This window comes from Streptosporangium sp. NPDC002544 (assembly GCF_040295965.1).
Classification (GTDB): domain Bacteria; phylum Actinomycetota; class Actinomycetes; order Streptosporangiales; family Streptosporangiaceae; genus Streptosporangium.
On record NZ_JBEOWJ010000032.1, the window covers coordinates 92,893 to 118,800 of the forward strand.

Here is a 25,908-nt window from a genome sequence, read left to right on the forward strand (position 1 = left end):
AACACCTTCCCATCGCCTGGACGTGCCTCGTCCCCGACTTTACCGGTCCATGCCGGAGCCTCGGAGCGACCGGCAGGAAATATCGGATAAATAACCGTTATCTCACCGTGATTAGCAGGATCGACGCGAAGAAAATCTTGTGTATTGGTTCGTGAGAATGGGCGGCCGACCTATAGTTCCTAAGGTTCCCAGCGTCTGTTCGCCGGAGAGGCACCCGCGAAACATGAGCCCGTCACCGGACGCCCCCGGCCGCCGCGCAGGCGGAGACCTGGCGGACTACGCGTCGCTCCTCCGCCGCCGATGGCTGATCATCTGTTCCCTGCTCCTCACCGGAGCCGGTGGCGGCGCCGCCCTGCTACGGCTCACCCCGCCCTCCTACACCGCCTCCGCTCAGGTCCTGGTGACCGCCACCGGTTCGCCGGAACAGACCAACCAGGTCACCAACCGCCAGCGCGAACCGCTCAACCTCGACACCGAGGCCCAGGTCGCCCGGTCCGCGGTGGTCGCGGCGAAGGCCCGCGAGCTGTCCGGCGCTCCCGGCTGTCCCGCCGTGGTCTCCGTACCGCCCAACACCTCGGTCCTGGAGATCTCCTGCACCGCCGCCGACCCGAAGGCGGCCGCCTCGGGCGCGAGCGCCTACGCCCTCGCCTACCTGGCCCAGCGCCGGGAGTCGTCCACCCAGATGCTCACGGCCCAGCTCAAGGCCGTGCTGGTCAAGCTGAGGCAGGTCAACGCGGGCCTCGCCAAGGTCGCCACCACGCTTCCCCTGCTGAGCAGGGGCACCACGGAGCGAGCCCTCGCCCTCCGGCGGCAGGACATCCTCGGCCGCCAGGCCCAAACCCTCACCGCCAGGTACGACGCCCTCAAGACCATCGCCGTCACTCCCGGATCGGTGATCAGCAAGGCGGTGGCACCCACCGCCCCCAGCGCTCCCCGCCCGCCCCTCTACCTGGGCAGCGGCCTCATGGCGGGACTGCTCTGCGGGGTCGGGGTCGCCTGGCTCCGTGACCGCCTCGACACCGCCCTGCGGACCACCGCCGACGTCAGGCGTCTGACCGGTCTGGACGCCCTCGGCGGCGAGGAGATCCGCGGCCTGGCGGGCGCGGTGCTCGTGGTCGCCGTGCCGGGCACCTCCTCACGCGAGGTGAGGGACGCGGTACGGACCCTGAACGACCGCGGAGTCCGTGTGATCGGCGCCTTCGTCGGCGGCGGTGACGCCGCCCCACCCGATCTCCCGCCCGGCCCCGCGCGGACCCCGCACATCTCGTCCGCGGCACAGCCCGGCGCGGCGCGCCCCAGGAGAACCGAACGGCCCCTCGCGGGCCTGGCGGGCGGTGACCGGGCCGCACCGGACTCCCCGGACACCGGGGCCGCGCCCGGGACGTACGGGAACGTTCCATCCGGACGGCAGGCCACAGCCGGGCGGAGGGGACATCGGCTGTGAGGAGGCTGCGTCCGGCCGCCTGGCCGATCGCCGCGCTCCTGGTGGGATATCCACTCTGGTGGGCGCTCGGTTTCGGCGGCCTGTCGGTGGTCGTGGTGGCCCCGGCGATGGCCCTGATCCTGCTGCGGAGGCGGCCGATCAGGGCGCCGCGCGGGTTCGGGCTCTGGCTGCTGCTCCTGGCGGGCTACCTGATCAGCGCGCTGATGCTCGGCGAGATGCCGCCGGGCACCTACGGCGAGTTCGGCGCCGGGCGGCTCGTCGGCTACCTGATGCGTCTCTGCCTCTACCTGTCGCTGACGATCATGGTGCTCTACCTCGGCAACCTGACGGAGGAGGAGCTGCCCCAGCTCACCCTGGTGCGCATGCTCGGCGCGCTGTTCGTCACGACCGTGGCGGGCGGCCTGCTGGGCGTGTTCGCCCCGCGCGCCGAGTTCACCTCACCGGTCGAGCTGATCCTCCCCGGCTGGATCAGCGGCAATCCCTTCGTCCACAACCTGATCCATCCCACCGCCGCCCAGGTGCAGAAGGTCCTCGGCCACGCCTCCCCCCGCCCGGAGGCGCCTTTCGAGTGGGCCAACGCCTGGGGCGGCAACATCTCGGTGCTGCTCGTCTGGTTCGTGATCGGCTGGTGGGTGTACGGCGGCCCGCGCAGGCGCCTGGCCATGATCCCGCTGACCGCGCTGGCCGCGATCCCCGTCGTCTACTCGCTCAACCGCGGCCTGTGGATCGGGCTCGGCGTCGCCGCCGCGTACGTCCTGGTGCGCCTGGGCACGCGGGCCCGCATCGCGGCCTGCTCGGCTCTGGCCGCGGGGGCGCTGGTGTTCGCCCTCAGCCCGCTACAGGCGATGGTGGCCCAGCGGCTGGACAGCCCGCACAGCAACGACATCCGCGCCTTCACCGTGTCGGCGACCGTCGCCGCCGCGGGCACCTCACCGTTCATCGGCTACGGCAACACCAGAAACGCCATGGGCAACCACCGGACGATCACCACCGGCAGGAGCGGCTGGTGTCCCACCTGCGGCCACCCGCCGCTGGGGAGCGACGGCCAGCTCTGGTACCTGATGATCACGCAGGGATTCACCGGGGCCGTGCTCTACGTGGCGTTCTTCGCCGGGGCCGTCCGCCGCCACTGGCGCGACCGGAGCCCGATCGGCATGGCGGGGGTTCTCGTGATGATCCTCACCCTGCTCTACATGTTCGTCTACGACGGGCTGTTCACACCGCTCAGCCTGTATCTGATCTCCTTCGCGCTGCTCTGGAGGAACTCGATGGAGAGCACCGCCGCATGAACGACGCGCGCGCCCGTCTGCGCTACCTCGACGAGACCATCGACCTGCTGTTCCCCGGTCCCGGCGCCCCGAGACCCTACACCCTGCTCCCCCACCGGCTGCTCCCCCGCAGGCTGGTCCCCCGCGCCTGGTGGCACCCCGGCGGGAGGCTCATCGTGCCGTCTGGGCAGGACGGCATCGAGAACCACCTGAGCGAGGTGTTCGACACCCCCGTCCGCGTCACGCTGCGCGTGCGCCCCGCCCTGCGCGCCAACCGCAAGCCGATCCTGGAGGCACGCGGCCCCGACGGGCCGATCGCCTTCGTGAAGGTCGGCGACACCGACCTGACCAGGGAGCTTGTCGCACACGAGGCGCGGACGCTCGACCTGCTGGCCGGCGTGCCGCTGAAGACGGTCGTCCCGCCCGCCGTGCTGCACCACGGATCCTGGCGCGGCCTGTCCGTGCTGGCGCTGACCCCGCTCCCGATACGGCGGGGACGGATCCCCCGTGGTGTCCTCACCGACGCGATCGCCGAGATCGCCCGCATCCCCGCGGAGCCGGTCCCGGACCGCGCGCCCCCCGGAAACCTCCCGGACCCGGCATATCGTGCCTTCGGAGGCTCCACTCAGGCTGCCGGGCAGGGGTTCGCCTGGCACGGTGACCTGACGCCCTGGAACATCTCGCGGGGCCCCGACGGGCGGCTGCTGGTCTGGGACTGGGAGCGGTTCGGCACCGGAGTACCGCTCGGCTTCGACGCCGTCCACCACTTCTTCCAGCGGGCCCTGCGCCGCGACGGTCCGGCCACCGCCGCCAGAGCCTGTGTGGCGCGGGCCCTGCGGGTCCTGGCCCCGTTCGGGCTGTCGGCCTCCGAATCCCGGCTGACCGCCATCCGCTACCTGATCGCGCTCGCCGACCGGCACACGGCCGACGGCCACGCGCCCCTCGGACCACCGGAACTCTGGCTCAACCCCGTCGTCGACTCCCAGGAGACCCTGCTTTGAAACCCGCGCTGAAGCGCTCGCTCCACGCGGCCACGTGGGGCATGGGACGCCTCACCTCGGGGAGCCGGGTGCTGCCCTCCTTCCTCATCGTCGGGGCGCAGCGCTGCGGTACCACCTCCCTGTACCGCGCCCTGTCCCAGCACCCGCTCGTCCTCAAACCGGTGCTGCGCAAGGGCGTGCACTACTTCGACATGGCGTACGACCGGGGCCTGTCCTGGTACCGGGCGCACTTTCCACTGCGGATGTCGGCCTCCGTGCCGGCACGCAGGTACGGTTGCCGGCCTCAGGCCTTCGAGTCGTCGCCCTACTACCTGTTCCACCCCCTGGCCGGCCCCCGTATCGCCCGCGACCTGCCGGGTACCAGGCTGATCGTGCTGGTCCGCGACCCCGTCGAGCGGGCCTTCTCCGCGCACGCCCACGAACTGGCCAGGGGGTTCGAGACGGAGCCGTCCTTCGCCAGGGCCGTGGAGCTGGAGGAGGACCGGCTGGCCGGAGCGGCGCAGGCCCTGCGCGACTCGCCGCACTCGACGAACCTGGCCCACCGCCACCAGGCCTACCTGGCCAGGGGCCGCTACGCCGAGCAGCTCGCCCGGCTGGAGCCGCTGGTCGGCAGGGATCGCCTGCTCGTCATCGACAGCGGCCGACTCTTCGCCGAACCGGAGCTCGTCTACGACCGCGTGCTGGCCTTCCTCGGGCTGCCGCACCTCGGCGATCCGGTGTTCGAACGGCACAACGCCCGGACCAGACCCGCTCCGATGCCCCGCAGGCTCCGCCGCGAGCTGGCCGGCCGCTTCGAGGAGCAGGACACCCTGCTGACCTCGTGGCTGGGCGGGGAGCCGTCGTGGCGCCGCTGAGTCCCACCCGTCTGGCGGGTCTGACCGGGGCCGCGCGGAGCGGGGTGGCGGGGCTGCTGGGCGCGGGCGCCGGGGCCGTCGCCCAGTTCCTGACCGTCGTACTGGTCACCAGGGGGGTGGGCCAGGAGACGGCGGGTGCCTTCTTCTCGGCGACCGCCCTGTGCCTGGCGGTCGCCACGGTCCTGCGGCTGGACGCGGGGAACGGGCTCGTCTACTTCATCGCCAGGTCCCGTCCTTTCGGCTACCGCTGCACCTCCGGCTATGTCCGCGCGGCGCTCGTCCCGGTCGCGTCACTCTCGCTGGCGGCCGCCTGTGCGGTCATCCTCAGCACCTCCGACCCCGCGCTGCGGGTGCTGGCGATGGCCCTGCCCGCGGTGACGTGCTCGGGCGTCATGGTGAGCGCGACCCGGGGGTTCGGCTCGATGCGGCCGACCGTGCTGCTGGACGGCGTGCTCCAGCCGCTGGCCCAGCTCGCCCTGGTCGGGGCCGTGGTGCTCGCGGGCCGTGATTCGGTGCCGCTGCTCGCCGCGGCCTGGGCACTGCCGTACCTGCCGGTACTGCTGCTGGCCTCGGCCTGGTTGCACCGGCGGCTGCCTCGGACGCCCTACCTGCCGGGCACTGCGCACGATCTGTGGCGCCACACCTGGCCCCGATCGCTGGCGGCCGGGATCCAGGCGGTGTTCCAGCGGCTGGACATCGTGATCGTGGCGCTGCTGGCCGGGCCGGCCGAGGCCGCCGTCTACACCGCCGCCACCCGTTTCAAGATCGTGGGGCAGCTGGCCGGCCAGGGCCTGGCGCAGGCCACCCAACCGAGGCTGGTACGGGCCCTGGCCGAAGGCGACCTGCCACGTGCCCGGGAGCTGTACCAGTCGGCCACCGTCTGGCTGGCCCTGCTGACCTGGCCGGTCTGGCTCGGGTACGCGGCGCTCGCTCCGTGGCTGCTCGGAGCCGTCTTCGGGGACGGCTACGCCTCCGGTGCACCGGTGGCGATCGTGCTGGCCGCGACGATGACGCTCGCCACCGCGTGCGGGATGGCCGACGTGGTGCTGACCGCCGCCGGGCACACCGGCGCCAGCCTGGCCAACCTGGCCGCCGCCGTCGCCACGACCGTGCTGCTTGACCTGCTGCTGATCCCCTCCCTGGGCTCGCTCGGCGCCGCCCTCGGCTGGGCGGGGGGCACGGTGGTCAAGAACCTGCTGCCGCTCTGGCACATCCACCGCCGGTACGGCCTGCGGCCCTTCGGCGCGCACAGCCTGGCCGCCCTGAGCCCGTGGCGGGCATCCTGATGGGCGCCGCGCCCCCCGTACTGGTCACCGGGTTGCCCAGGACCGGGACGAGCTGGACGGGCAGGATGCTCGCGGCGAGCAGGGAACTGGTCTACGTCAACGAACCGCTCAACCCCGAGCACCCGCCTGGCGGCTCCCCTGGCGTTCTCGACTCCGTGGTCGGCCACCGCTTCCAGTACATCTGCACCGGCAACGAGCGGCTCTGGCTGCCCGCCTTCACCCGCACCGTCGCGCTGCGCTACGGGTTCCGGGCCGAACTGCGCCGCAACCGCTCACCGTACGACCTGGCGCGGATGGTCCGGTACGGCACCGCGTTCACGCTGGGGCGGCTGGGCGGCCGCCGGGCGCTGCTTGACGACCCGTTCGCGCTGTTCTCCGCCGGATGGTTCGCCGACCGGCTCGGGTGCCGGGTGGTCATCCTGCTCCGTGACCCGGTGGCTTTCGTCGGTAGCTGGCAGCGGCTCGGCTGGACCGTCTACTTCCACGAGCTACTCGAACAGCCGCTGCTGATGCGCGACCAGCCCCACCTGGAGGCGCTGCGCCCGCTGGTCGGCTCCCAGGACCGCATCGCCAAGGCAGTGGCCCTGTGGCGGGCGGCCGGGATCACCGCCGCCGACCTGGCCGAGCGGCATCCTCAGATAACCCTGGCCCGCTACGAGGACCTGGCCCGCGACCCGCTGACGGAGTTTCGCCGCCTGTACGGGTGGGCGGGCCTGACGTGGTCGGCCCGCGCCGAGGAGCGCGTCCGCCGCGCGTGCACCGCCGCGTCCGGCGCGAGCAGCGGCGGCTTCGCCTGGAGCGGCCTGTCCCGCACGGCCTACCGGCCGATGGACTCGCGCCGCGCCCTCGCCGAGGCCGACGCCAGGCTGAGCCCGCAGGAGGCCCTCCGGGTCAGGGAACTGGCCTCCTGACGGACGACGGCCTCTCAGGAGAAGAGCCCGCGCAGCAGGGAGACCACGAGAAGCCTGAGGGCGTACGGCAGATCGTCGACCAGGTAGCGGCGGGCCAGCCTGCCGGGCTCCCGGGTCAGCCGGAAGAGCCACTCCAGGCCACCTCTGCGCATCCACGCCGGAGCCCGCCGGACGGTGCCCGCGGCGAAGGCGATCGCCGAGCCACAGCCGACGAACCAGGTGCCCGGCAGGTCCCGGCGGAGCGAGGCGATGAGCCGTTCCTGCTTGGGGAAGCCGAGCCCGACGAAGACCAGCCGGGGTGCCGCGGCGATCACGGCGTCGCGTACCCGGGCATAGCTCTCCGGATCGTCCTCGAACCCGTACGGCGGGGCGTCGACTCCGGCGATCACCAGTTTCGGGTGACGGCCCACCAGCTCGCAGGCCGCCTGCACGGCCGCGCCCGCGGGGCCGCCCAGCAGGTACACGGGATGACGGTAGAAGGCAGCGGCCTCCGACAGGGACCAGATCAGATCGGCACCGGCGACCCGGCCGGGCAGGGGGGTGCCGAGCAGTCTCGCCGCCCACACCAACGGCATGCCGTCCGCCACCGCGAGGTCGGCGCCTTCGACGAACCCGCGGGCCCGCTCGTCGCGGGCGACGATCCGGCTGATGTCGATGTTCGGGGTGACGAGGTGGCCGCCCTCACCGCGTTTCAGCGCGGCGACCACGTGGTCGACCACCTCGCCCTCGGTCATCGGGTCGATCGCGACGCCCGCCACCCGCACGCGCCTGCGCAGGCGTCTGCGGGTGGCCTTGTCCGGCCGGGGCCGCCGGCGGGGGGCGACCTGCGCCGCCCCCCGCCTGGCGGCCGGCGTCCCGGCCCGCCCGGCGACGGCGGGCAGGCCGGGCACCGGACCGTACCCGGTGGTCGCGGACCGGTGGTCGGTGACGGGCGGGATCGACATCACGGCGTGAACGGCCTTGCCCGTCACGGACGGGGCGATCTGCGGGTCGTAGCGAGACGGCGCCGAAGGATGCCCGATGACCTGCCCCATCACGGTTGGAACCACCGGCAGGTCGTAGCGGGCGGTCGCGCGCGGACGATCGGCGGCCCGCCCCACCTCCGACGGAGCGACGAGCAGATCGTGGCGAGCGATCATTGACGGGCGTTCGACGCCCCGCCCCGGCAGGGGCGGGGCGACCTGCGAGCCGTGGCGCGCGAGCACCGGCAGGCGTTCGACGGCCTGACCGGCCGAGGGCGGGGCGACCTGCGGGCCGTAGCGGACCGTCACGCGCGGACGCTCGGTGATGGGCGCCATCAGATGCCGTGCCCTCGGTGGTGCAGGACACTGAGCAGGGTCCGCGCGGGGACCAGGCCGGCCGCCACCGCGAGCGCGATGGGTGCCCGGGGCTCGCCGTGGCGGGCGGTGAACGCCCGCCAGGCCCAGCGGCCCGCCTCCCGCCGCTGGCCGAGGGCCGCGTGGTGGAAGGCGAGCTGACCGTAGACCCGCGCCGCGCCGCGCGGATCCACGGCCAGATCAGGGTGCCGGGCGAGCATCCACTGCAGCCCGGCGATCCGGTCGGCCCAGCGGGCCACGTACGAGGAGCCCCCCCAGCGCACCCGGACCAGAGGCCGGTCGACGTGCACGATGGGGTGCTGGGCGGCGGCGCGCAGCGCCAGGTCCCAGTCCTCGTTCTGGCCCTTGGGGGCGCTCTCGTCCACCCAGAGCCCGCCGCGCCGGAACACGAACGTCGAGGAGTGCACCATCACCATGCGCGAGCGCACCAGGTGGCGGTAGGTGACGCGGCTGGTCCCCGCCAGGCGGGGAATGCGGCGCGAGCCGTACTCGACCTCGATGGCGCAACTGGAGAAGCGGGCGTCCGGCTCCGCCTCCAGCGCGGCGACCTGGGCGGCGACCTTGCCGGGCAGCCACTGGTCGTCGTCGTCGCAGAAGGCGACAAGATCGGTGCCGAGGGCCGCGATGCCGGTGTTGCGGGCGCCGGGCAGGCCCGGGGTGAGCCGGTTGGCCATCACCCGCACCCCGCGCGAGGGTGCCCCACGCCGGCCGGGTGCCAGTGCCCTGCTAGCCAGGAGGTCTGCCACCTGGTCGGCGACCCAGGCCGGATCTCCGCCGTCCACGACCACCACCACCTCGACGGGACCGGAGTGGTCCTGGCCGAGCACCGCGAGGATGGCCGCGCGCAGCTGGTCGGGCCGGTGTCCCCGGGTGGGGATGACGACACCCACCGATGTGTTCACACGATTCTCCCGTGATAGCCGTACTTGATCATGAGCGGCCAGGTCAGCGCGGTGACCAGGCGCAGCTGCCGGGACCCCGCGGCGGCACGCCAGCTGTCGTCCCTGGTCAGCTCGGTGCGGCCGACCGTGAAGCGGATGGGGTTGCCCGAGGCGGTGTGCGCCGTCGAGAGCTCCGCCCAGCCGCCCGAGAGGAAGTCGAGGCGGCAGGAGAGGCCGATCCTGGCGACCAGGCGCCTGAGCGTGTCGGCGGGGGCGGCGAGCAGGTCCTCATAGCGGACCCGGGTGACCGGGACGCCCCTGCGGGCGAGGAGTCCGAGGCTGAGGTTCTCACTCAGCCAGTGCAGCGAGGTGCGGGAGGGTGACCAGTGGGTCATCGGACGCCCGTCCTCTGGACGCTCGACCCGCCTGCGCCAGGAGTGCGCGACCGCGCGGGGGTCGCGGACCACGTGAACGACGTGGACGTCGACCCCGGCCGCCGCCAGGCAGAAGGCCAGCGAGGCGTGCTTGCTTGAGTCGATCACGACCGGGCAGTCGGCGACCTCCCCCGCCGCGTCGTACAGATCGCGGTGGACGGCGACATACTCGTCCAGCTCGGTGGTGCCGGGCGTCGGCCACCTGCCGTTGCCCGCCCGCTCCTCGGCCAGCAGCCTGGCCAGGGTCGGGATGCGCCGGGTACGGTCGACGCGGCCCCTGAGCGCGATCATCCGGTGGGCCAGGTCCGCGGACCAGCCTCCGAACGCGCGCATCCCGACCTTGTCCCAGAAGGGACACACCCCGAAGGGCTCGCCGCATCCGCAGGCCTCGTCCGCGAGCACGCTCCTGGCCCAGAGGTGGACGACCTCGCCGAGCGGCACGATGCCGGGGACCTCCCCGAGCAGGCGCTCCAGCAGCGTGGTCCCGCTGCGGCCGAGGCCACCCAGGAAAACCACCCGAGCAGGTGACGGACTATCAGACACAGGCACGAATCCTTACCCGACGGATACGGAACGTGCCGAGGCTAGCGCGGAGCGTAACGGAGAGGTCAGAGAACGGACAAAGGATCTACCCAGCGGGTTCGGCGGCGCCCGTCTCCTGAACGGAGCGTCCCCGAAGCCTCGGCGCCGTGGACGGCCCGGGAACGGCGAACCGCCCGCGGCCCGTGCCCGGCCCTCCCCGTTGTGCCGAGGGGAGAGGCTTGGGCTGCGGGCGCGGGCGGCGGGGTGGGACTACTTGGCGTCGACGATCATTCCGGCGCCGACCGTGTTGTTGGTGGCCTCGTCCACGAGGATGAAGCCGCCGGTGAGCCGGTTGCGGGCGTAGTCGTCCACGAACAGGGGCTGGGTGACGCGGAGCGAGACACGTCCGATCTCGTTGAGGCCGAGCGAGGAGGCGGCCTCGTCCCGGTGCAGGGTGTTGACGTCCAGCCGGTAGTGCAGGTCCTTGACCAGGGCACGGGCCGTACGGGTGGTGTGCTTGATGGTCAGCTTGGCGCGCGGGGCCAGCTTGCTGGAATCCGCCATCCAGCAGATCATCGCCTCCAGTTCCTGGGAGACGTGCGGCTGGTTGTTCGGGCGGCAGATCATGTCGCCGCGCGAGATGTCGATGTCGTCCTCCAGCCGGAGGGTCACCGACATCGGCGCGAACGCCTCGTCGACCGGCCCGTCGAAGGTGTCGATCGACGAGATGCGCGTGGCCAGGCCCGAGGGCAGGTGCATGACCTCGTCCCCCGGCTTCAGCACGCCTCCGGCGATCTGGCCGGCGTAGCCCCGGTAGTCGTGGAAGGCCGGGTCGGTGGCCCGCTGCGGGCGGATGACGTACTGCACGGGGAAGCGCACGTCGACCAGGTTGCGGTCGGAGGCGATGTGCACGTGCTCCAGGTGGTGCAGGAGCGAGGACCCGTTGTACCAGGGGGTGTTCTCCGAGCGTGACACCACATTGTCACCGTGCAGCGCGGAGATCGGGATGAACGTCAGGTCCGGCGCGTTCAGCTTGGAGGCGAAGGCGGTGAACTCCTCGCGGATCTCCTCGAACCGCTCCTGCGAGTAGTCGACCAGGTCCATCTTGTTGACGGCCAGGACCAGATGCGGCACCCGCAGCAGCGTGGTGAGGAAGGCGTGCCGCCGCGACTGCTCCAGCACGCCCTTGCGCGCGTCGATCAGGACGATCGCCAGGTCGGCGGTGGAGGCACCGGTGACCATGTTGCGGGTGTACTGGATGTGCCCGGGGGTGTCGGCGATGATGAACTTGCGCTTGGGAGTGGCGAAGTAGCGGTAGGCCACGTCGATGGTGATGCCCTGCTCCCGCTCGGCCCGCAGGCCGTCGGTGAGGAGCGACAGGTCGGTGTACTCGGTGCCGCGGTCCCTGGAGGTGCGCTCGACGGCCTCCAGCTGGTCCTCGAAGATCGCCTTGGAGTCGAAGAGCAGCCGCCCGATGAGCGTCGACTTTCCGTCGTCGACGCTTCCCGCCGTGGCAAAGCGAAGGATGTCCATCAGAGGTGCTCTCCAGAGGTCGTACGGCGTGCGGCGCGGGACCGCGCGGGAAGAAGGGAGACGGGAGGGTGGGGGAGCACTAGAAGTAGCCCTCCCGCTTGCGATCCTCCATGGACGCCTCGGAGGCGCGGTCGTCGGCGCGGGTGGCGCCGCGCTCGGTGATCCGGCTCACCGCGATCTCCTCGATGATCGCCTCGACCGTCGCGGCACCCGACTGGACCGCGCCGGTGCAGGTCACGTCGCCGACCGTGCGGTAGCGGACCGTCATCTCCTGGAGCGGCTCGTCCTCGTCGCGGGTGATGAACTCGCTGTCGGCCAGCAGCATGCCGTCGCGCTCGAACACCTTGCGGGTGTGCGCGTAGTAGATCGAGGGAATCTCGATGCCCTCGCGCCGGATGTAGTCCCAGATGTCGAGCTCGGTCCAGTTGGACAGCGGGAACACCCGAATGTGCTCGCCCTTGCGGATCCTGGCGTTGTAGAGGTTCCACAGCTCGGGACGCTGGTTCTTGGGGTCCCACTGGCCGAAGTCGTCGCGGAAGGAGAACACCCGCTCCTTGGCGCGGGCCTTCTCCTCGTCACGGCGGGCGCCGCCGAACACGGCGTCGTACTCGTTCTCCTCGATCGCGTCCAGCAGCGTCGTGGTCTGCAGCCGGTTGCGCGAGGCCCTGCGGCCGGTCTCCTCGACGACGCGCCCGGTGTCGATGGAGTCCTGGACGCTGGCGACGACCAGGCGCGCGCCCAGCTGCGCGGCGCGGCGGTCACGGAACTCGATGACCTCCGTGAAGTTGTGGCCGGTGTCGACGTGCATCAGTGGGAAGGGAATCGGCGCGGGCCAGAACGCCTTCTCCGCGATGCGGAGCATGACGATGGAGTCCTTACCACCGGAGAAGAGCAGACAGGGACGCTCGAACTCGGCCGCGACCTCACGCATGATGTGGATGGCCTCTGCCTCGAGGACGTCGAGCTGCGACGTGGTGTAGTCGCGCTGAAGCATCAAACTCTCCTAGCGGGGATTAGCGGTGCAGATCCCGGATTCCAGCGAGCAACGTCGGCGCCAGTCCCGGTAGGGATACAAGGATATCCGGCAATGAGGGGTCGGGCTGGTTGTAGGCCAGCCGCGAGCCGTCGATGCGGCTGGCGTGGGCCCCCGCGGCGAGGGCCACCGCGACGGGCGCGGCGGAGTCCCACTCGTACTGGCCCCCGGCGTGCACGTAGGCCTCGACCGCTCCGGTGAGCACCGCGGAGATCTTGGCGCCCGCCGACCCGATCGGTACCAGGTCCGCGCCGACGAGAGCGGCCAGTTTCTGGACGAACTCCGGCGGGCGGGTCCTGCTGACCGCGATCCGCGGCCTGGCGTCCGCCTCGGGGGCGGGCCGCACCGGAGGTTCGACGGTGGAGAGCGTACGGCCCTGGGCCGGTAGCGCGACGGCTCCGGCCGTCAGCGTGCCACGCTCCCAGAGCGCCACGTGGACCGCCCAGTCCTCGCGGCCCTCCTCGGCGAACTCTCGGGTGCCGTCCAGCGGGTCGACGATCCAGACCCGCTCGGCACGGAGCCTGCGCGGGTCGAGGCGCTCCTCGCTGGTCGCCTCCTCAGACAGCACGCTGTCGTCCGGGCACAGCCGTGCCAGGGCCTCCATCAGGAACAGGTGAGAGGCGATGTCACCCTCCTTGCGCAGCTCGGAGGGGTTGTCGAAACCCCGCTCCGCGCGCAGGGCCGCCAGCTTCTCGCCGGCCGTCGTCGCCAACTCCGCGGCGAGTGTGTGATCGTCGCGAACGGTCATCAGTATGCTCCAGCTCCTCGCGCGACAGCCGACCAGGTCTTCCACAGGATCTGCAGGTCCAACATGAGGGACCAGCTCTCCACGTAACGCAGGTCCAACCGTACCGATTCCTCCCAGGACAGGTCAGAGCGACCGCTCACCTGCCACAGACCGGTCATGCCCGGCTTGACCAGCAACCGGCGGCGGACATCGTCACCGTACCCGGCCACCTCCTCCGGTAGTGGCGGCCGGGGGCCCACCAGGGACATGTGTCCCAACAGCACGTTGATCAGCTGGGGCAGCTCGTCCAGCGAATGGCGGCGCAGCCAGGCGCCCAGCGGGGTCACTCTAGGATCGTTCTTGATCTTGAAGAGCGGACCCTGTCCGTCACTGGACAGGGTGATCTTCCGGCGCTCGGCGTCGGCGCGCATCGTCCGGAACTTGTAGATCGTGAACTCGGCGCCGTCGCGGCCCACCCTCGTCTGCCGGAAGAACGCCGGCCCGGGCCCGGAGGCCCGCACGGCCGCCGCCATTCCCACCAGCAGCGGGAGCAGCACCGCCAGCAGCACCCCGGCGCCGATGCGGTCGAACAGGTTCTTGACCACCTGGCGCAGGCCGGAGATCTCGGGGTGATCCACGTGCAGCAGCGGCAGCCCCGCCGCCGGACGGATGGTGATCCGCGGCCCGGCCACCTCCATCAGCGCGGGGGCCACGACCAGGTCCGTGTCGGTCTTCTCCAGCCGCCAGGCCAGTCGCCGCAACGCCACCCCGTCCATCTCCGGACAGGCGAGCACGGCCACGGTGTCGGCGTGGACCTGCCCGACCGCGAGCGCGACGTCGGAGAAGTCGCCGAGAAGCGGCACGCCCTCCACGTCGCCCATCCCGTCGCGGGGGGCGCAGGCCCCGACGACCTCCATGCCGTGGTAGCGCTCCCGGCGGAACCTGCGGACCAACTCGGTGATCGCCACCCGGTGACCCACCGCCACCACCCGCCGCATGCACCTGCCCCGGGCCCGCCTGCGGTGCAGGGAGCGGCGCAGCCCGTACCGCGCCAGAAGGGTGAGCAGCGTCGTCAGCGGGAGCGCCAGCACCACGTAGCCGCGGGCCACATCGGTCTTGGTGAGGTAGGCACCGATGGCGAGGGCGGCGGTGAGCATGAAGCCGCACTGGAGGATCCGCTGGAACTCCTCCGAGCCCAGGCCGATGAGCCGAGGCTCGTAGGCGCGGTTCAGCGCGATCACGCAGACCCAGACGGCGGGCAGCGCGGCGCTCAGCATGACGTACGGGAAAACGTAGGCGGTAACCTCGCCGAATCGAACGAGCAGCGCGAGGGCTCCGGCCAGGGCGGCGCAGATGGTGTCGGCGGCGAGGGCCATCGCGCGGTGCCCCCGCACCCAGTCCGGCATGTGACGGCGCGAGGCCGGCACGACTCCGGCTCCGGACCCGGCTCCGGATACGGCCTGGACTGCGGCCACGTCGCGCACGCGCTCCCCCTGCGTAACCGTTCACGGACAGACAGTTACGTAATGGTAGCGGCGACAAGAGAGGCCCGAAGGTTGAAGACCGAAACGTACATATCTGTGGATGTCGAGGCCGATGGCCCCATTCCGGGACCGTATTCGATGGTCAGCCTTGGTATGGCGGTGGCCGGGCGGATGACCGGAAAGGTCTTCGAACCGGTCGATCCGCAGACCCGTACGTTCTACGCGGAGCTGCGGCCGATCAGCGACGACCATGTGCCCGAGGCGCTCGCCGTAAGCGGGCTTGACCGGGAGACGCTGATCCGCGAGGGCCGCGACCCGGCCGAGGCGATGCGGGAGGCCACCGCGTGGATCCGCGACGCGTGCGGGAACAGCGCACCGGTGCTGGCGGCCTACCCACTCTCCTACGACTGGATGTGGATTTATTGGTACTTCATGCGATTCGCCGGTGCCTCACCGTTCGGGCACTCGCGCTGCATCGACATGAAGACGCTGTACGCGGCCAAGGCGGGAGTGCCGATCGGCTGGGCGACCAAGCGGCAGATGCCCAGGCACCTGCTCTCCCAGCGACCGCACACGCACAACGCCCTGGACGACGCCATCGAGCAGGCCGAACTCCTCCAGAACCTGATGGCCCTGACCCCACACCCACACCCACCGCTGGACCGAGAAGCCCCGTGAAGCCGCGGCCACGCCCCGAAGACGCCTCCAAGAAGCCTTCCCTGAGGGACTCCCCGCGAGAACGCACCTGTGAGGACGCGCCCGTGCCCTATCCCTGAGGGACTCCCCGTGAGGCCGCGCCGGCCAGTCGCCCCAGGAAGCATCATGAGGACGAGCCCGTGCTCCGTCCCCGAGGGACTACCCGTGAGGCCGCGCCGGCGACTGGACTGAGGAGAGAGGGGTCGCGAGGAACGAGCGACCCCTCTCGACGAGGGAAGGAGCCGGACAAGAGCGGCCTCACCGCGACGCGTTAGCGTCGCAATCAACGGGGAGGTCCTGAGATGTTCAGGTCGCCGGCGTGGAAGGCGTTCTGGGTCGGCTCCAGGCCGACCCTGATCAGCGACTCCACCACGTCGGCCGCACGGTCGACCAGGAACCCGAGATCCTTGCGCTCGGCGGTGGCGAAGTCACGCAGGACATAGCTCGCGGCGTCCATCCGGCCCGGCGGGCGGCCGATGCCGAACCGCACCCGCAGGTAGTCCTTGGTCGCCAGCGACTTGGTGATCGACTTCAGCCCGTTGTGACCGTTGTCGCCGCCGCCCAGCTTGGCCCTCAGCGCGCCGTACGGGATGTCCAGCTCGTCGTGGACCACGATCACCCGGGCCGGATCGACCTTGTAGAAGTCGGCCAGGGCCTTGACCGGTCCGCCGGACAGGTTCATGAAGGACAGCGGCTTGGCCAGCACCGCGGGGACACCCGCCAGGCGGCCCTCCAGCACCTCCGAGCGCGACCTGTGCGCCTTGAACCGCCCACCGGCGCGCGCGGCCAACTCGTCCAGGACCATGAACCCCGCGTTGTGCCGGTTTCCTACGTACTCCGGCCCGGGGTTTCCCAGGCCCACGACCAACCAGCGGTCCACGATCGGCATCCCCTTCATACGCGCGTCAGGGCGGCCCGGGACCGGGCCGCCCTGACAGATCTAGCAGAGAAAACTACTCGGCGCTCTCGGCACCCTCGGCGGCCTCGCCCCCGGCCGGAGCGGCCTCGGCGGCCTCGCCCTCGGCCGCCGGCTCGGCGGTCGGGGCCGCGGAGATGATCAGGACCAGCGCCTCGGGGTCGGCGGCGAGGGTCGTGCCCTTGGGCAGCTTCAGGTCGGCGGTGGTGATCTGGGTGCCGACCTCCAGGCCCTCGACGTCGACCTCGACGCCCTCGGGAATGTGGGTGGCCTCGGTCTCGACCGAGACGGAGACGAGCTGCTGGTCGAGGATGCCGTCGGCGACCTCACCGGTCACGATGACGGGAATGTCGACGGTGACCTTCTCGCCGCGCCTGACGAGCAGGAGGTCGACGTGCTCAAGGAAGCCCTTGATCGGGTCGCGCTGGACGCCCTTGGGCAGCGCGAGCTCGTCGACCGCACCCTCAAGGCGGATCAGCACGTTCGGCGTACGCAGGGCGAGCAGCAGCTCGTGACCCGGCAGGGACAGGTGCCTCGGCTCGGAGCCGTGTCCGTAGAGGACGACGGGCACCTTGTCCTCGCGACGGATCTTGCGGGCGGCGCCCTTGCCGAACTTGTCGCGGAGCTCGGTGGTGATTACCACTTCGGACATGACTGATCTCCTAGGGATCTCGAGAATCGGAAGATGCGTTCCCCCTCACCCGCCCTAGCGGAAGGCGTTACGAACGCAACCTGACAAGCCTACCGTGCTTATTGCTGTGTTGATTGCGACGCTGGGCCGACCACGCCCCCGGAGTGACTGCACAGTTCCGTGTCGAACCCCCTCGCCGCCCCCTCACCGGGACGGCCTGTGAGGCCGCGCCGGGGACTGGACTGAGGAGAGGGAGGTCGCAAGGAACGAGCGACCTCCCTCGACGAGGGAAGGAGCCGGACAAGAGCGGCCTCACCGCGACGCGCCAGCGTCGCCAACAACCCGTAAGGCCGCGCCGACGACTGGACTGAGGAGAGCAGGGCCGCGAGGCCGCTCACCTACGGGCCTCGTGAGGTCGTTTACCTACGGGCTCCCGTGAGGCCGCGCCGGCGACTGGACTGAGGAGAGCGGGGTCGCGAGGAACGAGCGACCCCGCTCGACGAGGGAAGGAGCCGGATAAGAGCGGCCTCACCGCGACGCGTTAGCGTCGCAAATAACACAGTTAGCTGTCGCCTTCGAAGAGGCTGGTCACTGAGCCGTCGCTGAAGACCTCGGTGATGGCCCGGGCGATCAGCGGGGCGATCGACAGGACCGTGAGCTTGTCGAACCTCTTGTCCTCGGGGAGCGGCAACGTGTTGGTGACGATGACCTCGGAGACCCTGGAGTTCTTCAGCCGGTCGACCGCGGGGTCGGAGAAGACCGCGTGGGTGGCCGCCACGACCACGTTGGTGGCGCCCTGCTCGTAGAGGGCGTCGGCCGCCTTGCAGATCGTGCCCGCGGTGTCGATCATGTCGTCGATCAGCACACAGGTCCGGCCCTTCACCCGGCCGACGACCTCGCTCACCTTCACCTGGTTGGCCACGTCGAGGTCGCGGCGCTTGTGGATGAAGGCCAGCGGGGTGCCCAGCGTGTCGGCCCAGCGCTCCGAGAGCCGCACCCGCCCGGTGTCGGGTGAGACGATCGTGGTCGTGTCCAGGTCGAGCTTGTCCTTGAGGTAGTTGACCAGGACGGGCATGGCGAACAGGTGGTCCACCGGGCCGTCGAAGAAGCCCTGGATCTGGGAGGTGTGCAAGTCGATCGACATCAGCCGGTCGGCGCCGGCCGTCTTGAACATGTCGGCCATCAGGCGGGCGGTGATGGGCTCGCGGCCCCGGCCCTTCTTGTCCTGGCGGGCGTAGCCGTAGAACGGCATGATCACGGTGATCCGCTTGGCGGAGGCGCGCTTGAGCGCGTCCACCATGATCAACTGCTCCATGATCCACTGGTTGATCGGCCCGGTGTGGCTCTGCATGACGAACGCGTCACAGCCACGGACCGACTCCTGGTAGCGGGCGTAGATCTCCCCGTTGGCGAAGTCGCGCAGCGTGGTCGGTGCCGCGTCGACTCCGAGGTGACTCGCCACCTCGTCCGCCAACTCCGGATGCGCCCGCCCGGAGAAGAACATCAGGTTCTTCTCGCCGGTCTGCTTGATGCCGCTCATTCCGTCCCCCTCGCCGGAGAGCACATCGATGTCCGCGCGACGCCGCGCCCACCGGGCCGCTCGCTCCGCTCACTCACGTCTGGCTCCCCTGCTGTTTCTCCGGCTCGGCGGCCTTCAGCGCCGCCTGAGCCGATCTGGTGCCCGCGCGCCTGCGCACGACCCACCCTTCGATATTGCGTTGCCGTCCGCGGGCCACCCCGATGCTCCCTGCCGGGACATCTCCGTCGATGACCGAACCCGCGGCCGTATATGCGCCGTCGCCGATGTTGACCGGCGCGACGAGCATGGTGTCGCATCCGACGAAGGCGTGCTCGCCCACCGTCGTGTGATGCTTGTTGACCCCGTCATAGTTGACGAAGATCGCCGAGGCGCCGATGTTGGCGCCGGCGCCGATCGTCGCGTCACCCACATAGCTCAGGTGCGGAACCTTCGCACCCTCTCCGACCTGGGCGTTCTTCATCTCGACGTACGTTCCGGCCTTGGCCTTGCGCGCCAGCACGGTGCCCGGGCGCAAATAGGCGTACGGCCCGACCAGGGCCTCGGGGCCGATCACGGCCTCGGTGCAGACGGCGTTGCGCACCAGCGCCCCCTCGCCGACGACGGTGTCGGTCAGCGTGCTGGCGGGACCGACCTCGGCGCCCTCGGCGACCGCCGTACGGCCGTGCAGCTGGGTACCGGGGTGGATCACCACGTCCTGTTCGAGGGTGACGTCCACATCGATCCAGGTGCTGGCCGGGTCGACCACGGTCACCCCGGCCCGCATGTGCGTCTCCAGCAGGCGCGCGTTGAGAACCTGGCGGGCGAAGGCGAGCTGTACGCGGTCGTTGACGCCCTCCACCTCCACGTAGTCGGCCGCGATGTGGGCGCCGACCCGGTGGCCGTCCTGGCGCAGGATCGCGAGGACGTCCGTGAGGTACTCCTCGCCCTGGGCGTTGGAGGTGGACACTCGCTTGACCGCGTCGGCCAGCAGGGACCCGTCGAAGGCGTAGACGCCGGAGTTCATCTCTTTGATCGCCCGCTGCGCGGGGTCGGCGTCCTTCTCCTCGACGATCTCCAGGACCGCCCCCGAGGCGTCGCGGATGATCCGGCCGTAGCCGTACGGGTCGGGAACCTCGGCCGTCAGCACGGTGACGGCGTTGCCGTCCTCGCCGTGCCGTTCGAGCAGGGCCGCGAGGGTCTCGGAGCGCAGCAGCGGCGTGTCGCCATAGGTCACCAGGACGGTGCCGCCGATGGTGCCCACCGTCTCCAGGACGGTACGGACGGCGTGACCGGTGCCCTTCTGCTCGGTCTGGACGACGACCTGCGCGTCGGGGCCGGTGTCGGCCAGATGCGCCTGGACCCGCTCCCGTTCGTGGCCGATGACAACGATGAGCCGCTCGGGTTCGAGCCCTCTTGCGGCGGCGAGCATATGGTCGACCAGGGTACGGCCGCACAGTTCATGAAGGATCTTTGGTGTTCTCGACTTCATCCGGGTGCCCTCGCCTGCGGCAAGGACAATCACGGCGGCCGGGCGCGGCACACTCACGGACGAGGCTCCCTCGGCGTCGCGGCTGAGACATGACGGAGCACGATGACGGACATCCACCCCCAGGGCATGGCACCGTCACCTGCTCGACAACGTGAGGATACCTTCCCGTTCGGGAACCCACCCAGCCGACTAGCCGAGCCAATAAAGCAGACATAAGAGACGGCTCCGGCACCAGGACTCGAACCTGGACAACAAGGACCAAAACCTTGCGGGCTGCCAATTACCCAATGCCGGATCGGCCAGACAGCAGGGGCGTCCCCCGCACGCCTGGCACCCCTACGATACAGAGCCCGCGGCGCCGAACGCGCGCCGTTTGAAAGCCGTCGTGCTCACGAAGTCGAGCGGCCCCGGCAACGAGCCTGGAGAACCCGTCGTTTGGCAGGTCAGACGCGGGTAGAACAGATTACAAAGCCGCTACGGCGCCAGCCCCAGAGGGTCAGCTTCCACACACTTGGTGCTTAGGGATTCCTAACTTACGATGGCGTAGGTTACGGTGGCGTAGCCGCACGTGAATCCTTGCCTTTTTCCGAGCCACCGCGAGGTAGCGCATGACCGTCATCGAAGAACGCCCTGCTCCGGGCCCCAAACCCGACGTAGACCCAGAGCCGAAAACACTGCCCGAGATCATCACCTTCGGGGTGGTCGTCGGTGCCCCGCTGATCGCCCTGGCCGCGGCCATCCCGTTCGCCTGGGGCTGGGGACTCGGCTGGTCCGACATCGTGATCGCGGCGGTCTTCTACGTGGTCACCGGGCTTGGTGTCACCGTCGGCCTGCACCGCCACTTCACGCACGGCTCGTTCAAGGCCAAGCGCCCGCTGAAGATCGCGCTGGGCATCGCGGGCAGCCTCTCGATGGAGATGTCGGTGCTCGACTGGGTGGCCACCCATCGCAAGCACCACAAGTTCTCCGACAAGGAGGGCGACCCGCACTCACCGTGGCGCTTCGGCACCGGCTTCGTGGCCGTGTCCAAGGGCCTGCTCTGGGCGCACATGGGCTGGCTGTTCGAGGCCGATCGGGCCAACCGCGAGAAGTACGCCCCCGACCTGGTCAAGGACCCGGACATCATCAAGCTGCACAAGTTCTTCCCGGTCCTGGCGATCACCACGATAGTCATGCCCGCCCTGCTGGGCGGCCTGCTGACCTGGTCGTGGTGGGGCATGGCCACCGGTTTCTTCTGGGGCACCCTGGTCAGGGTCGGCCTGCTGCACCATGTGACCTGGTCGATCAACTCCATCTGCCACGTCTTCGGCGAGGAGGTCTTCGAATCACGCGACAAGTCCCGCAACGTGTGGTGGCTGGCCATCCCCTCCTTCGGCGAGTCCTGGCACAACCTGCACCACTCCGACCCCACCTGCGCCCGGCACGGCGTGCTGAAGGGGCAGATCGACCTCAGCGCCGGCGTCATCCGCTGGTTCGAGAAGGCCGGTTGGGCCTACGACGTCCGCTGGCCCACCCCCGAACGCCTGGCCGCCAAACGCATCGCCGCCTGACACCCCTACCTCTCCTGCTACGGGGAGATGTTCTCTCCCCCGGGGACACTCCCCATGAGGCCGCGCCCGGCCACAGCCCGAGGGACTCCTCTGAGGACGTGCCTGAGACGTCTTCCTTGAAGGACTACCCGTGAGGCCGCGCCGGCGACTGGACTGAGGAGAGGGAGGTCGCGAGGTACGAGCGGCCTCCCTCGACGAGGGAAGGAGTCGGATAAGAGCGGCCGAGCCGCGACGCGTTAGCGTCGCCAATAGCACGCGTCGCCCATTGACTCGCGTCGCATTCGACACCCCGGAGCAGCATTATTAGAACCGTGAGCGAACCCCGACGGCGGATGTCAGGTAAGGAACGCCGGGAACAGCTGATCCAGATCAGCAGGACCCTGTTCGCGGAGAAAGGGTTCGACGGCACATCGGTCGAGGAGATCGCGGCGACCGCCAACGTCTCCAAGCCGGTGGTCTACGAGCACTTCGGCGGTAAGGAGGGCGTGTACGCGGTCGTCATCGACCGGGAGATGCAGAAGCTGTTGATCATGGTGACCGAGGCCCTGTCCGCCTCGCACTCGCTGATCAAGCTGGAGCGGGCGGCCCTGGCCCTGCTGGCCTACGTGGAGGAGAACAGCGAGGGTTTCCGCATCCTCGTTCGCGACTCGCACGCCGCCTCGGGGACCGGCACGTTCGCCAGTCTGATCAACGACATCGCCAGCCAGGTCGAGGACGTCATGGTCGACGAGTTCGTCGAACGGGGCTATGACCCCAAGCTGGCCCCCATGTACGCCCAGATGCTGGTCGGCATGGTCGCGCTGACCGGCCAGTGGTGGCTGGACGTGCGCAGGCCGTCGCGCGAGGAGGTCGCCGCGCACCTGGTCAACCTGGCCTGGAACGGCCTGACCGGGCTGGACCCGAGCCCTCGGCTCACCGCCTCCTCCCGCGGCCTGGGGCAGCGGCTCGCCCAGGCGCCGCAGCGCCCGGCCGACGCCGGCCCCCATCCACCGGGATCGCGCTCGGCGGGATCACGGTCGCCCGTGCCTCAGCCACCCTCGCCCCCGACCGAAAAGGAGCTACGGGAGCAGGAGAAGGCCCGTGAGCGGGCGCAGAAGGAACAGGAGAAGCTGCGCGAGCGCGAACAGCGCGAGGCCGAGAAGCTGGCCAGGGAGCAGGAGAAGGTCCGGCTCCGCGAGCAGCGGGAGCTGGAGAAGGCGCGCGAGCGGGAGCAGAAGGAGCAGCAGCGACTGCTGAGGGAGCAGGAGCGGGCCCGCGAGCGGGAGATGAAGGAGCTGGAGAAGGTGATGCTCCGCGAGGCCAGGGCCGCCGAACGCGAGGCCGTCAAGCGAGCGAAACTCGTTGGTGAAGAGAGGGAAAAGCTTGAGCCAAGTGAGTAAACAACAGCGCCCGTTGAGACGAAATTAACGTTCTGTTCAACAAAAGCGGGCATTCTGGTCATATGTCCGCTGAACTCGCCCGTTCCACCCCCGACGGACTTCCTCTCCCGCAGGAGCGCTTCCTCAACCGGGAGGAGAGCTGGCTCCAGTTCAACCAACGGGTTCTGGAGATGGCGGAGGATCCGTCCCTGCCGCTGCTGGAGAGAGTGCGGTTCCTTGCCATCTTCGCCAGCAACCTGGACGAGTTCTTCCGGGTACGGGTGGCCGGGCTGAAACGGCGGATGGCCACCGGCCTCCTGCTCCGCACGAAGAGCGGTTTGAAACCCCGCGAGGAACTGCCCAGGATCGCGGCGATCGCCAACGACCTCGCGCTGCGGCAGTCGGCCTGCTTCTACGAGCGGATCCGCCCGCAGCTGAGCGCCGAGGGCATCGAGATCGTGCGCTGGGACGACCTCGGCCGCGACGAGCGCACCGAGATGCGCAAGCTCTTCAGGGAGCGGATCAGGCCGGTGCTGACGCCGCTGGCCGTCGACCCCGCCCACCCCTTCCCGTACATCTCGGGACTCTCGCTGAACCTGGCCGTCACCGTCCGCAACCCCTCGACCGGCAACACGGTCTTCGCCCGGGTCAAGGTGCCCAGCCGGCTTCCCCGCTTCGTCACGGCGTCCATGAACCGTTTCGTCCCGCTGGAAGATGTCATCGCCGCTCACCTGGGGCAGCTTTTCAAAGGTATGGAGATCGTCGAGCACCATGCCTTCCGGGTGACCCGTAACGAGGACCTGGACGTCGACGAGGACGTCACCGAGAACCTCATGCAGGCCTTGGAACGCGAGCTTCTCAAGCGCCGCTTCGGCCCTCCGGTCCGGCTGGAGGTCGAGGACACCATCACCCCCGAGGTGCTGGACCTGCTGGTGGACGAGCTGGGAGTGGCCGAGCACGAGATCTGCCGGCTGCCGGGGCCGCTGGACCTGACCGGGCTGCACGCGATCGCCGACCTCGACCGGGGCGAGCTGACCTTCCGCCCGTTCGTGCCCGCGGAGGTGGTGCACGTCGAGGACGACATCTTCGCGGTGCTGCGCGAGCGGGACGTGCTGCTGCACCACCCGTACGACTCGTTCTCCACGAGCGTGCAACGGTTCATCGAGCAGGCCGCCGCCGACCCGAACGTGCTGGCCATCAAGCAGACCCTCTACCGCACCAGCGGCGACTCACCGATCGTGGACGCGCTGATCGACGCCGCCGAGGCGGGCAAGCAGGTGGTCGTGGTCGTGGAGATCAAGGCCAGGTTCGACGAGCACGCCAACATCACCTGGGCGCGCAAGCTGGAGCGCGCCGGATGCCACGTGGTCTACGGCGTCGTGGGGCTGAAGACCCACTGCAAGCTCGCCCTGGTGGTGCGGCAGGAGGTCTCGGGCGAGCTGCGCAGCTACTGCCACATCGGCACGGGCAACTACAACCCCAAGACCGCCAGGCTGTACGAGGATCTGGGCCTGCTCACCGCCGACCGGCTGGTCGGCGAGGATGTCACGGACCTGTTCATCCACCTGACCGGCTACTCCAACCACTCGGCCTACCGGCGGCTGCTGGTCGCCCCGCACTCCCTGCGCGGCGGCCTGCTGGCCAGGATCGAGCGGGAGATCTCCCATCAGGAGGCGGGCCGTCCCGCCGGCATCAGGATGAAGACGAACTCCCTGGTCGACGAGCCCATCATCGACGCCCTCTACCGGGCGTCGCGGGCCGGCGTACCGGTGGATCTGTGGGTGCGAGGGGTCTGCACGCTCCGCCCCGGCATACCGGGACTGTCGGAGAACATCCGGGTCAGGAGCGTGCTGGGCCGTTTCCTGGAACACTCGCGGATCTACGAGTTCGGCCACGGCCGGCGTCCGGAGGTCTGGATCGGCAGCGGTGACATGATGCGCCGCAACATCGAGCGCCGGGTGGAGGTGCTGGTCAAGGTCGCCAGCCAGCAGCAGCGGAACTACCTCAGCGGCCTGCTGGACCGGGCCATGTCCGACGACACCGCGACCTGGTGGCTCAACCCGGACGGGACCTGGGTCCGGCATCCCGGCGATGACCTGCAAACCTATCTGATCGGCACCCGTAGGTGGAGGGCCGTCGATGACTGAGCACGCCGCCCACCCGGACGGCATGATCCGCGCGGCCGGGGCGGTCGTCTGGCGCGGTTCACCGGACGCGCCGGAGGTCGCCCTCGTCCATCGGCCCAGGTACGACGACTGGTCGTTCCCCAAGGGGAAGCTGAAGAACGGCGAGCACGCCATCGCCGGCGCGCTGCGCGAGGTGGCCGAGGAGACGGGGATCACCGTGGAGCTCGGCCGGTCGCTGCCGCCGAGCCACTACACGAAGGGCGGGCTGCCCAAGCGGGTCGACTACTGGCTGGCCAGGATGGTCTCCGAGGAGAGCCGTACCGACAGGCGCGAGGTCGACGATGTGGTCTGGCTGCCTGTGCGGGAGGCCGCACGGCGCCTGACCTACGACTGGGACGCCGGGCTGCTCCGCGCGCTCGGCGCGGCATCGCCGACGACCACCCCGCTCGTGCTGGTACGGCACGCCCTGGCGGGGAACCGGCAGGACTGGAAGGGCGACGACGACGACCGGCCGCTCGACGAGAACGGCCTGAGGCAGGCCGAGGTGCTCGCGAGCGTGCTGGGCGCCTTCCGCCCCGCGGAACTGGTCAGCTCCCCCAGCAGGCGGTGCGTGCAGACCCTGGAACCGTACGCCGAACGGGCCGGCCTGCCGGTCCGGCTCGAACCCGCCCTGTCGGAGACCCACCACGACTTCCAGGCCTCCCTGCTCCTGGCCGAGAAGGCACTGGCCTCGAACCGGCCCACGGCGCTCTGCGGCCACGGCAAGACCCTGCCCGGGCTGATCTCCGAAGTCGGCGGCCGGTCCGGCGACGCGCGGCTGGCCAAGGGCGCGTTCACGGTGCTGCACCACAACGGCGGCCGTGTCGTGGCCATGGACCGCTACACCGTCTGACGCGATCTCCAGCCGG

The 25,908-nt window shown here is 70.3% G+C and carries 22 protein-coding genes and 1 tRNA gene; 11 read left to right on the plus strand and 12 right to left on the minus strand.

Translation table 11 applies throughout. The features are described 5' to 3' along the window. Positions 1-223 precede the first annotated feature (223 nt). The 6 genes from ABT061_RS36725 to ABT061_RS36750 are packed head-to-tail and all read left to right on the plus strand — an operon-like array spanning position 224 to position 6,764. On the plus strand, positions 224-1,444 hold the full coding sequence (locus ABT061_RS36725) for a YveK family protein (protein ID WP_350926799.1): 1,221 nt from the start codon (positions 224-226) through the stop codon (positions 1,442-1,444). Beyond that, positions 1,441-2,733, plus strand: coding sequence for a hypothetical protein (locus tag ABT061_RS36730; protein ID WP_350926801.1), 1,293 nt, complete (start codon positions 1,441-1,443; stop codon positions 2,731-2,733). The genes ABT061_RS36725 and ABT061_RS36730 overlap by 4 nt, the downstream gene beginning before the upstream one ends. Beyond that, the gene (locus ABT061_RS36735) at positions 2,730-3,713 is read left to right on the plus strand and encodes a hypothetical protein (protein WP_350926803.1); all 984 of its coding nucleotides are present in this window, start codon (positions 2,730-2,732) and stop codon (positions 3,711-3,713) included. Before ABT061_RS36730 ends, ABT061_RS36735 begins: the two co-directional genes overlap by 4 nt. Next, positions 3,710-4,567: a sulfotransferase family protein gene (locus tag ABT061_RS36740; protein ID WP_350926805.1), complete on the plus strand. Its 858-nt coding sequence runs from the start codon at positions 3,710-3,712 to the stop codon at positions 4,565-4,567. The genes ABT061_RS36735 and ABT061_RS36740 overlap by 4 nt, the downstream gene beginning before the upstream one ends. Next, the gene (locus ABT061_RS36745) at positions 4,555-5,853 is read left to right on the plus strand and encodes a lipopolysaccharide biosynthesis protein (RefSeq protein WP_350926807.1); all 1,299 of its coding nucleotides are present in this window, start codon (positions 4,555-4,557) and stop codon (positions 5,851-5,853) included. Before ABT061_RS36740 ends, ABT061_RS36745 begins: the two co-directional genes overlap by 13 nt. Beyond that, positions 5,838-6,764, plus strand: coding sequence for a sulfotransferase (locus ABT061_RS36750; protein WP_350926809.1), 927 nt, complete (start codon positions 5,838-5,840; stop codon positions 6,762-6,764). The genes ABT061_RS36745 and ABT061_RS36750 overlap by 16 nt, the downstream gene beginning before the upstream one ends. Before the next feature lie 14 nt (positions 6,765-6,778). On the opposite strand, the gene ABT061_RS36755 is transcribed toward ABT061_RS36750, so the two are convergent. From ABT061_RS36755 to ABT061_RS36785, 7 genes are all read right to left on the minus strand, one after another. Continuing rightward, entirely contained in the window at positions 6,779-8,035 is a 1,257-nt protein-coding gene (locus tag ABT061_RS36755) for a WecB/TagA/CpsF family glycosyltransferase (RefSeq protein WP_350926811.1), read from the minus strand. Positions 8,036-8,061: 26 nt separating this feature from the next. Beyond that, the gene (locus tag ABT061_RS36760; protein WP_350926813.1) at positions 8,062-9,003 is read right to left on the minus strand and encodes a glycosyltransferase family 2 protein; all 942 of its coding nucleotides are present in this window, start codon (positions 9,001-9,003) and stop codon (positions 8,062-8,064) included. Further along, complete coding sequence (locus ABT061_RS36765; protein ID WP_350926815.1) at positions 9,000-9,932, minus strand: sulfotransferase; 933 nt, start codon at positions 9,930-9,932, stop codon at positions 9,000-9,002. The genes ABT061_RS36760 and ABT061_RS36765 overlap by 4 nt, the downstream gene beginning before the upstream one ends. Before the next feature lie 276 nt (positions 9,933-10,208). After that, complete coding sequence (cysN, locus tag ABT061_RS36770) at positions 10,209-11,471, minus strand: sulfate adenylyltransferase subunit CysN (RefSeq protein WP_350926817.1); 1,263 nt, start codon at positions 11,469-11,471, stop codon at positions 10,209-10,211. Positions 11,472-11,550: 79 nt separating this feature from the next. Continuing rightward, positions 11,551-12,465 carry a sulfate adenylyltransferase subunit CysD gene (gene cysD, locus ABT061_RS36775; protein WP_350926819.1) on the minus strand — a complete coding sequence of 305 codons (915 nt, stop codon included), beginning with the start codon at positions 12,463-12,465 and terminating at the stop codon, positions 11,551-11,553. A gap of 19 nt (positions 12,466-12,484) precedes the next feature. Further along, positions 12,485-13,252, minus strand: coding sequence for a 3'(2'),5'-bisphosphate nucleotidase CysQ (locus ABT061_RS36780; protein ID WP_350926821.1), 768 nt, complete (start codon positions 13,250-13,252; stop codon positions 12,485-12,487). Continuing rightward, complete coding sequence (locus tag ABT061_RS36785; protein WP_502991562.1) at positions 13,252-14,637, minus strand: sugar transferase; 1,386 nt, start codon at positions 14,635-14,637, stop codon at positions 13,252-13,254. Before ABT061_RS36785 ends, ABT061_RS36780 begins: the two co-directional genes overlap by 1 nt. Positions 14,638-14,853: 216 nt before the next feature. Here ABT061_RS36785 and ABT061_RS36790 point away from each other — a divergent pair, with 216 nt between their 5' ends. Beyond that, positions 14,854-15,393, plus strand: coding sequence for a 3'-5' exoribonuclease domain-containing protein (locus ABT061_RS36790; protein ID WP_350926823.1), 540 nt, complete (start codon positions 14,854-14,856; stop codon positions 15,391-15,393). Between the two features lie 301 nt (positions 15,394-15,694). On the opposite strand, the gene pth is transcribed toward ABT061_RS36790, so the two are convergent. The 5 genes from pth to ABT061_RS36815 all read right to left on the minus strand — a co-directional run bounded on the left by pth (position 15,695) and on the right by ABT061_RS36815 (position 20,261). After that, the gene (gene pth / locus ABT061_RS36795) at positions 15,695-16,300 is read right to left on the minus strand and encodes an aminoacyl-tRNA hydrolase (RefSeq protein ID WP_350926825.1); all 606 of its coding nucleotides are present in this window, start codon (positions 16,298-16,300) and stop codon (positions 15,695-15,697) included. Positions 16,301-16,364: 64 nt separating this feature from the next. Further along, the gene (locus tag ABT061_RS36800) at positions 16,365-16,979 is read right to left on the minus strand and encodes a 50S ribosomal protein L25/general stress protein Ctc (protein WP_350926827.1); all 615 of its coding nucleotides are present in this window, start codon (positions 16,977-16,979) and stop codon (positions 16,365-16,367) included. 541 nt (positions 16,980-17,520) lie between these two features. Next, positions 17,521-18,498, minus strand: a complete 978-nt coding sequence (locus tag ABT061_RS36805; RefSeq protein ID WP_350926829.1) for a ribose-phosphate diphosphokinase — start codon at positions 18,496-18,498, stop codon at positions 17,521-17,523. Between the two features lie 73 nt (positions 18,499-18,571). Next, a complete protein-coding gene (gene glmU / locus ABT061_RS36810; RefSeq protein ID WP_350926830.1) occupies positions 18,572-20,023 on the minus strand; it encodes a bifunctional UDP-N-acetylglucosamine diphosphorylase/glucosamine-1-phosphate N-acetyltransferase GlmU in 1,452 nt (483 codons plus the stop codon). 166 nt (positions 20,024-20,189) lie between these two features. Continuing rightward, a tRNA-Gln gene (locus ABT061_RS36815) sits at positions 20,190-20,261 on the minus strand. Between the two features lie 313 nt (positions 20,262-20,574). On the opposite strand from ABT061_RS36815, the gene ABT061_RS36820 reads away from it, so the two are divergent. The 4 genes from ABT061_RS36820 to ABT061_RS36835 all read left to right on the plus strand — a co-directional run bounded on the left by ABT061_RS36820 (position 20,575) and on the right by ABT061_RS36835 (position 25,892). Further along, a complete protein-coding gene (locus ABT061_RS36820; protein ID WP_350926832.1) occupies positions 20,575-21,516 on the plus strand; it encodes an acyl-CoA desaturase in 942 nt (313 codons plus the stop codon). A gap of 311 nt (positions 21,517-21,827) precedes the next feature. Next, positions 21,828-22,895 carry a TetR family transcriptional regulator gene (locus ABT061_RS36825; RefSeq protein WP_350926834.1) on the plus strand — a complete coding sequence of 356 codons (1,068 nt, stop codon included), beginning with the start codon at positions 21,828-21,830 and terminating at the stop codon, positions 22,893-22,895. 62 nt (positions 22,896-22,957) lie between these two features. Next, positions 22,958-25,021 carry an RNA degradosome polyphosphate kinase gene (locus ABT061_RS36830; protein ID WP_350926836.1) on the plus strand — a complete coding sequence of 688 codons (2,064 nt, stop codon included), beginning with the start codon at positions 22,958-22,960 and terminating at the stop codon, positions 25,019-25,021. Then, a complete protein-coding gene (locus ABT061_RS36835) occupies positions 25,014-25,892 on the plus strand; it encodes an NUDIX hydrolase (RefSeq protein ID WP_350926838.1) in 879 nt (292 codons plus the stop codon). The genes ABT061_RS36830 and ABT061_RS36835 overlap by 8 nt, the downstream gene beginning before the upstream one ends. Positions 25,893-25,908 lie beyond the last annotated feature (16 nt).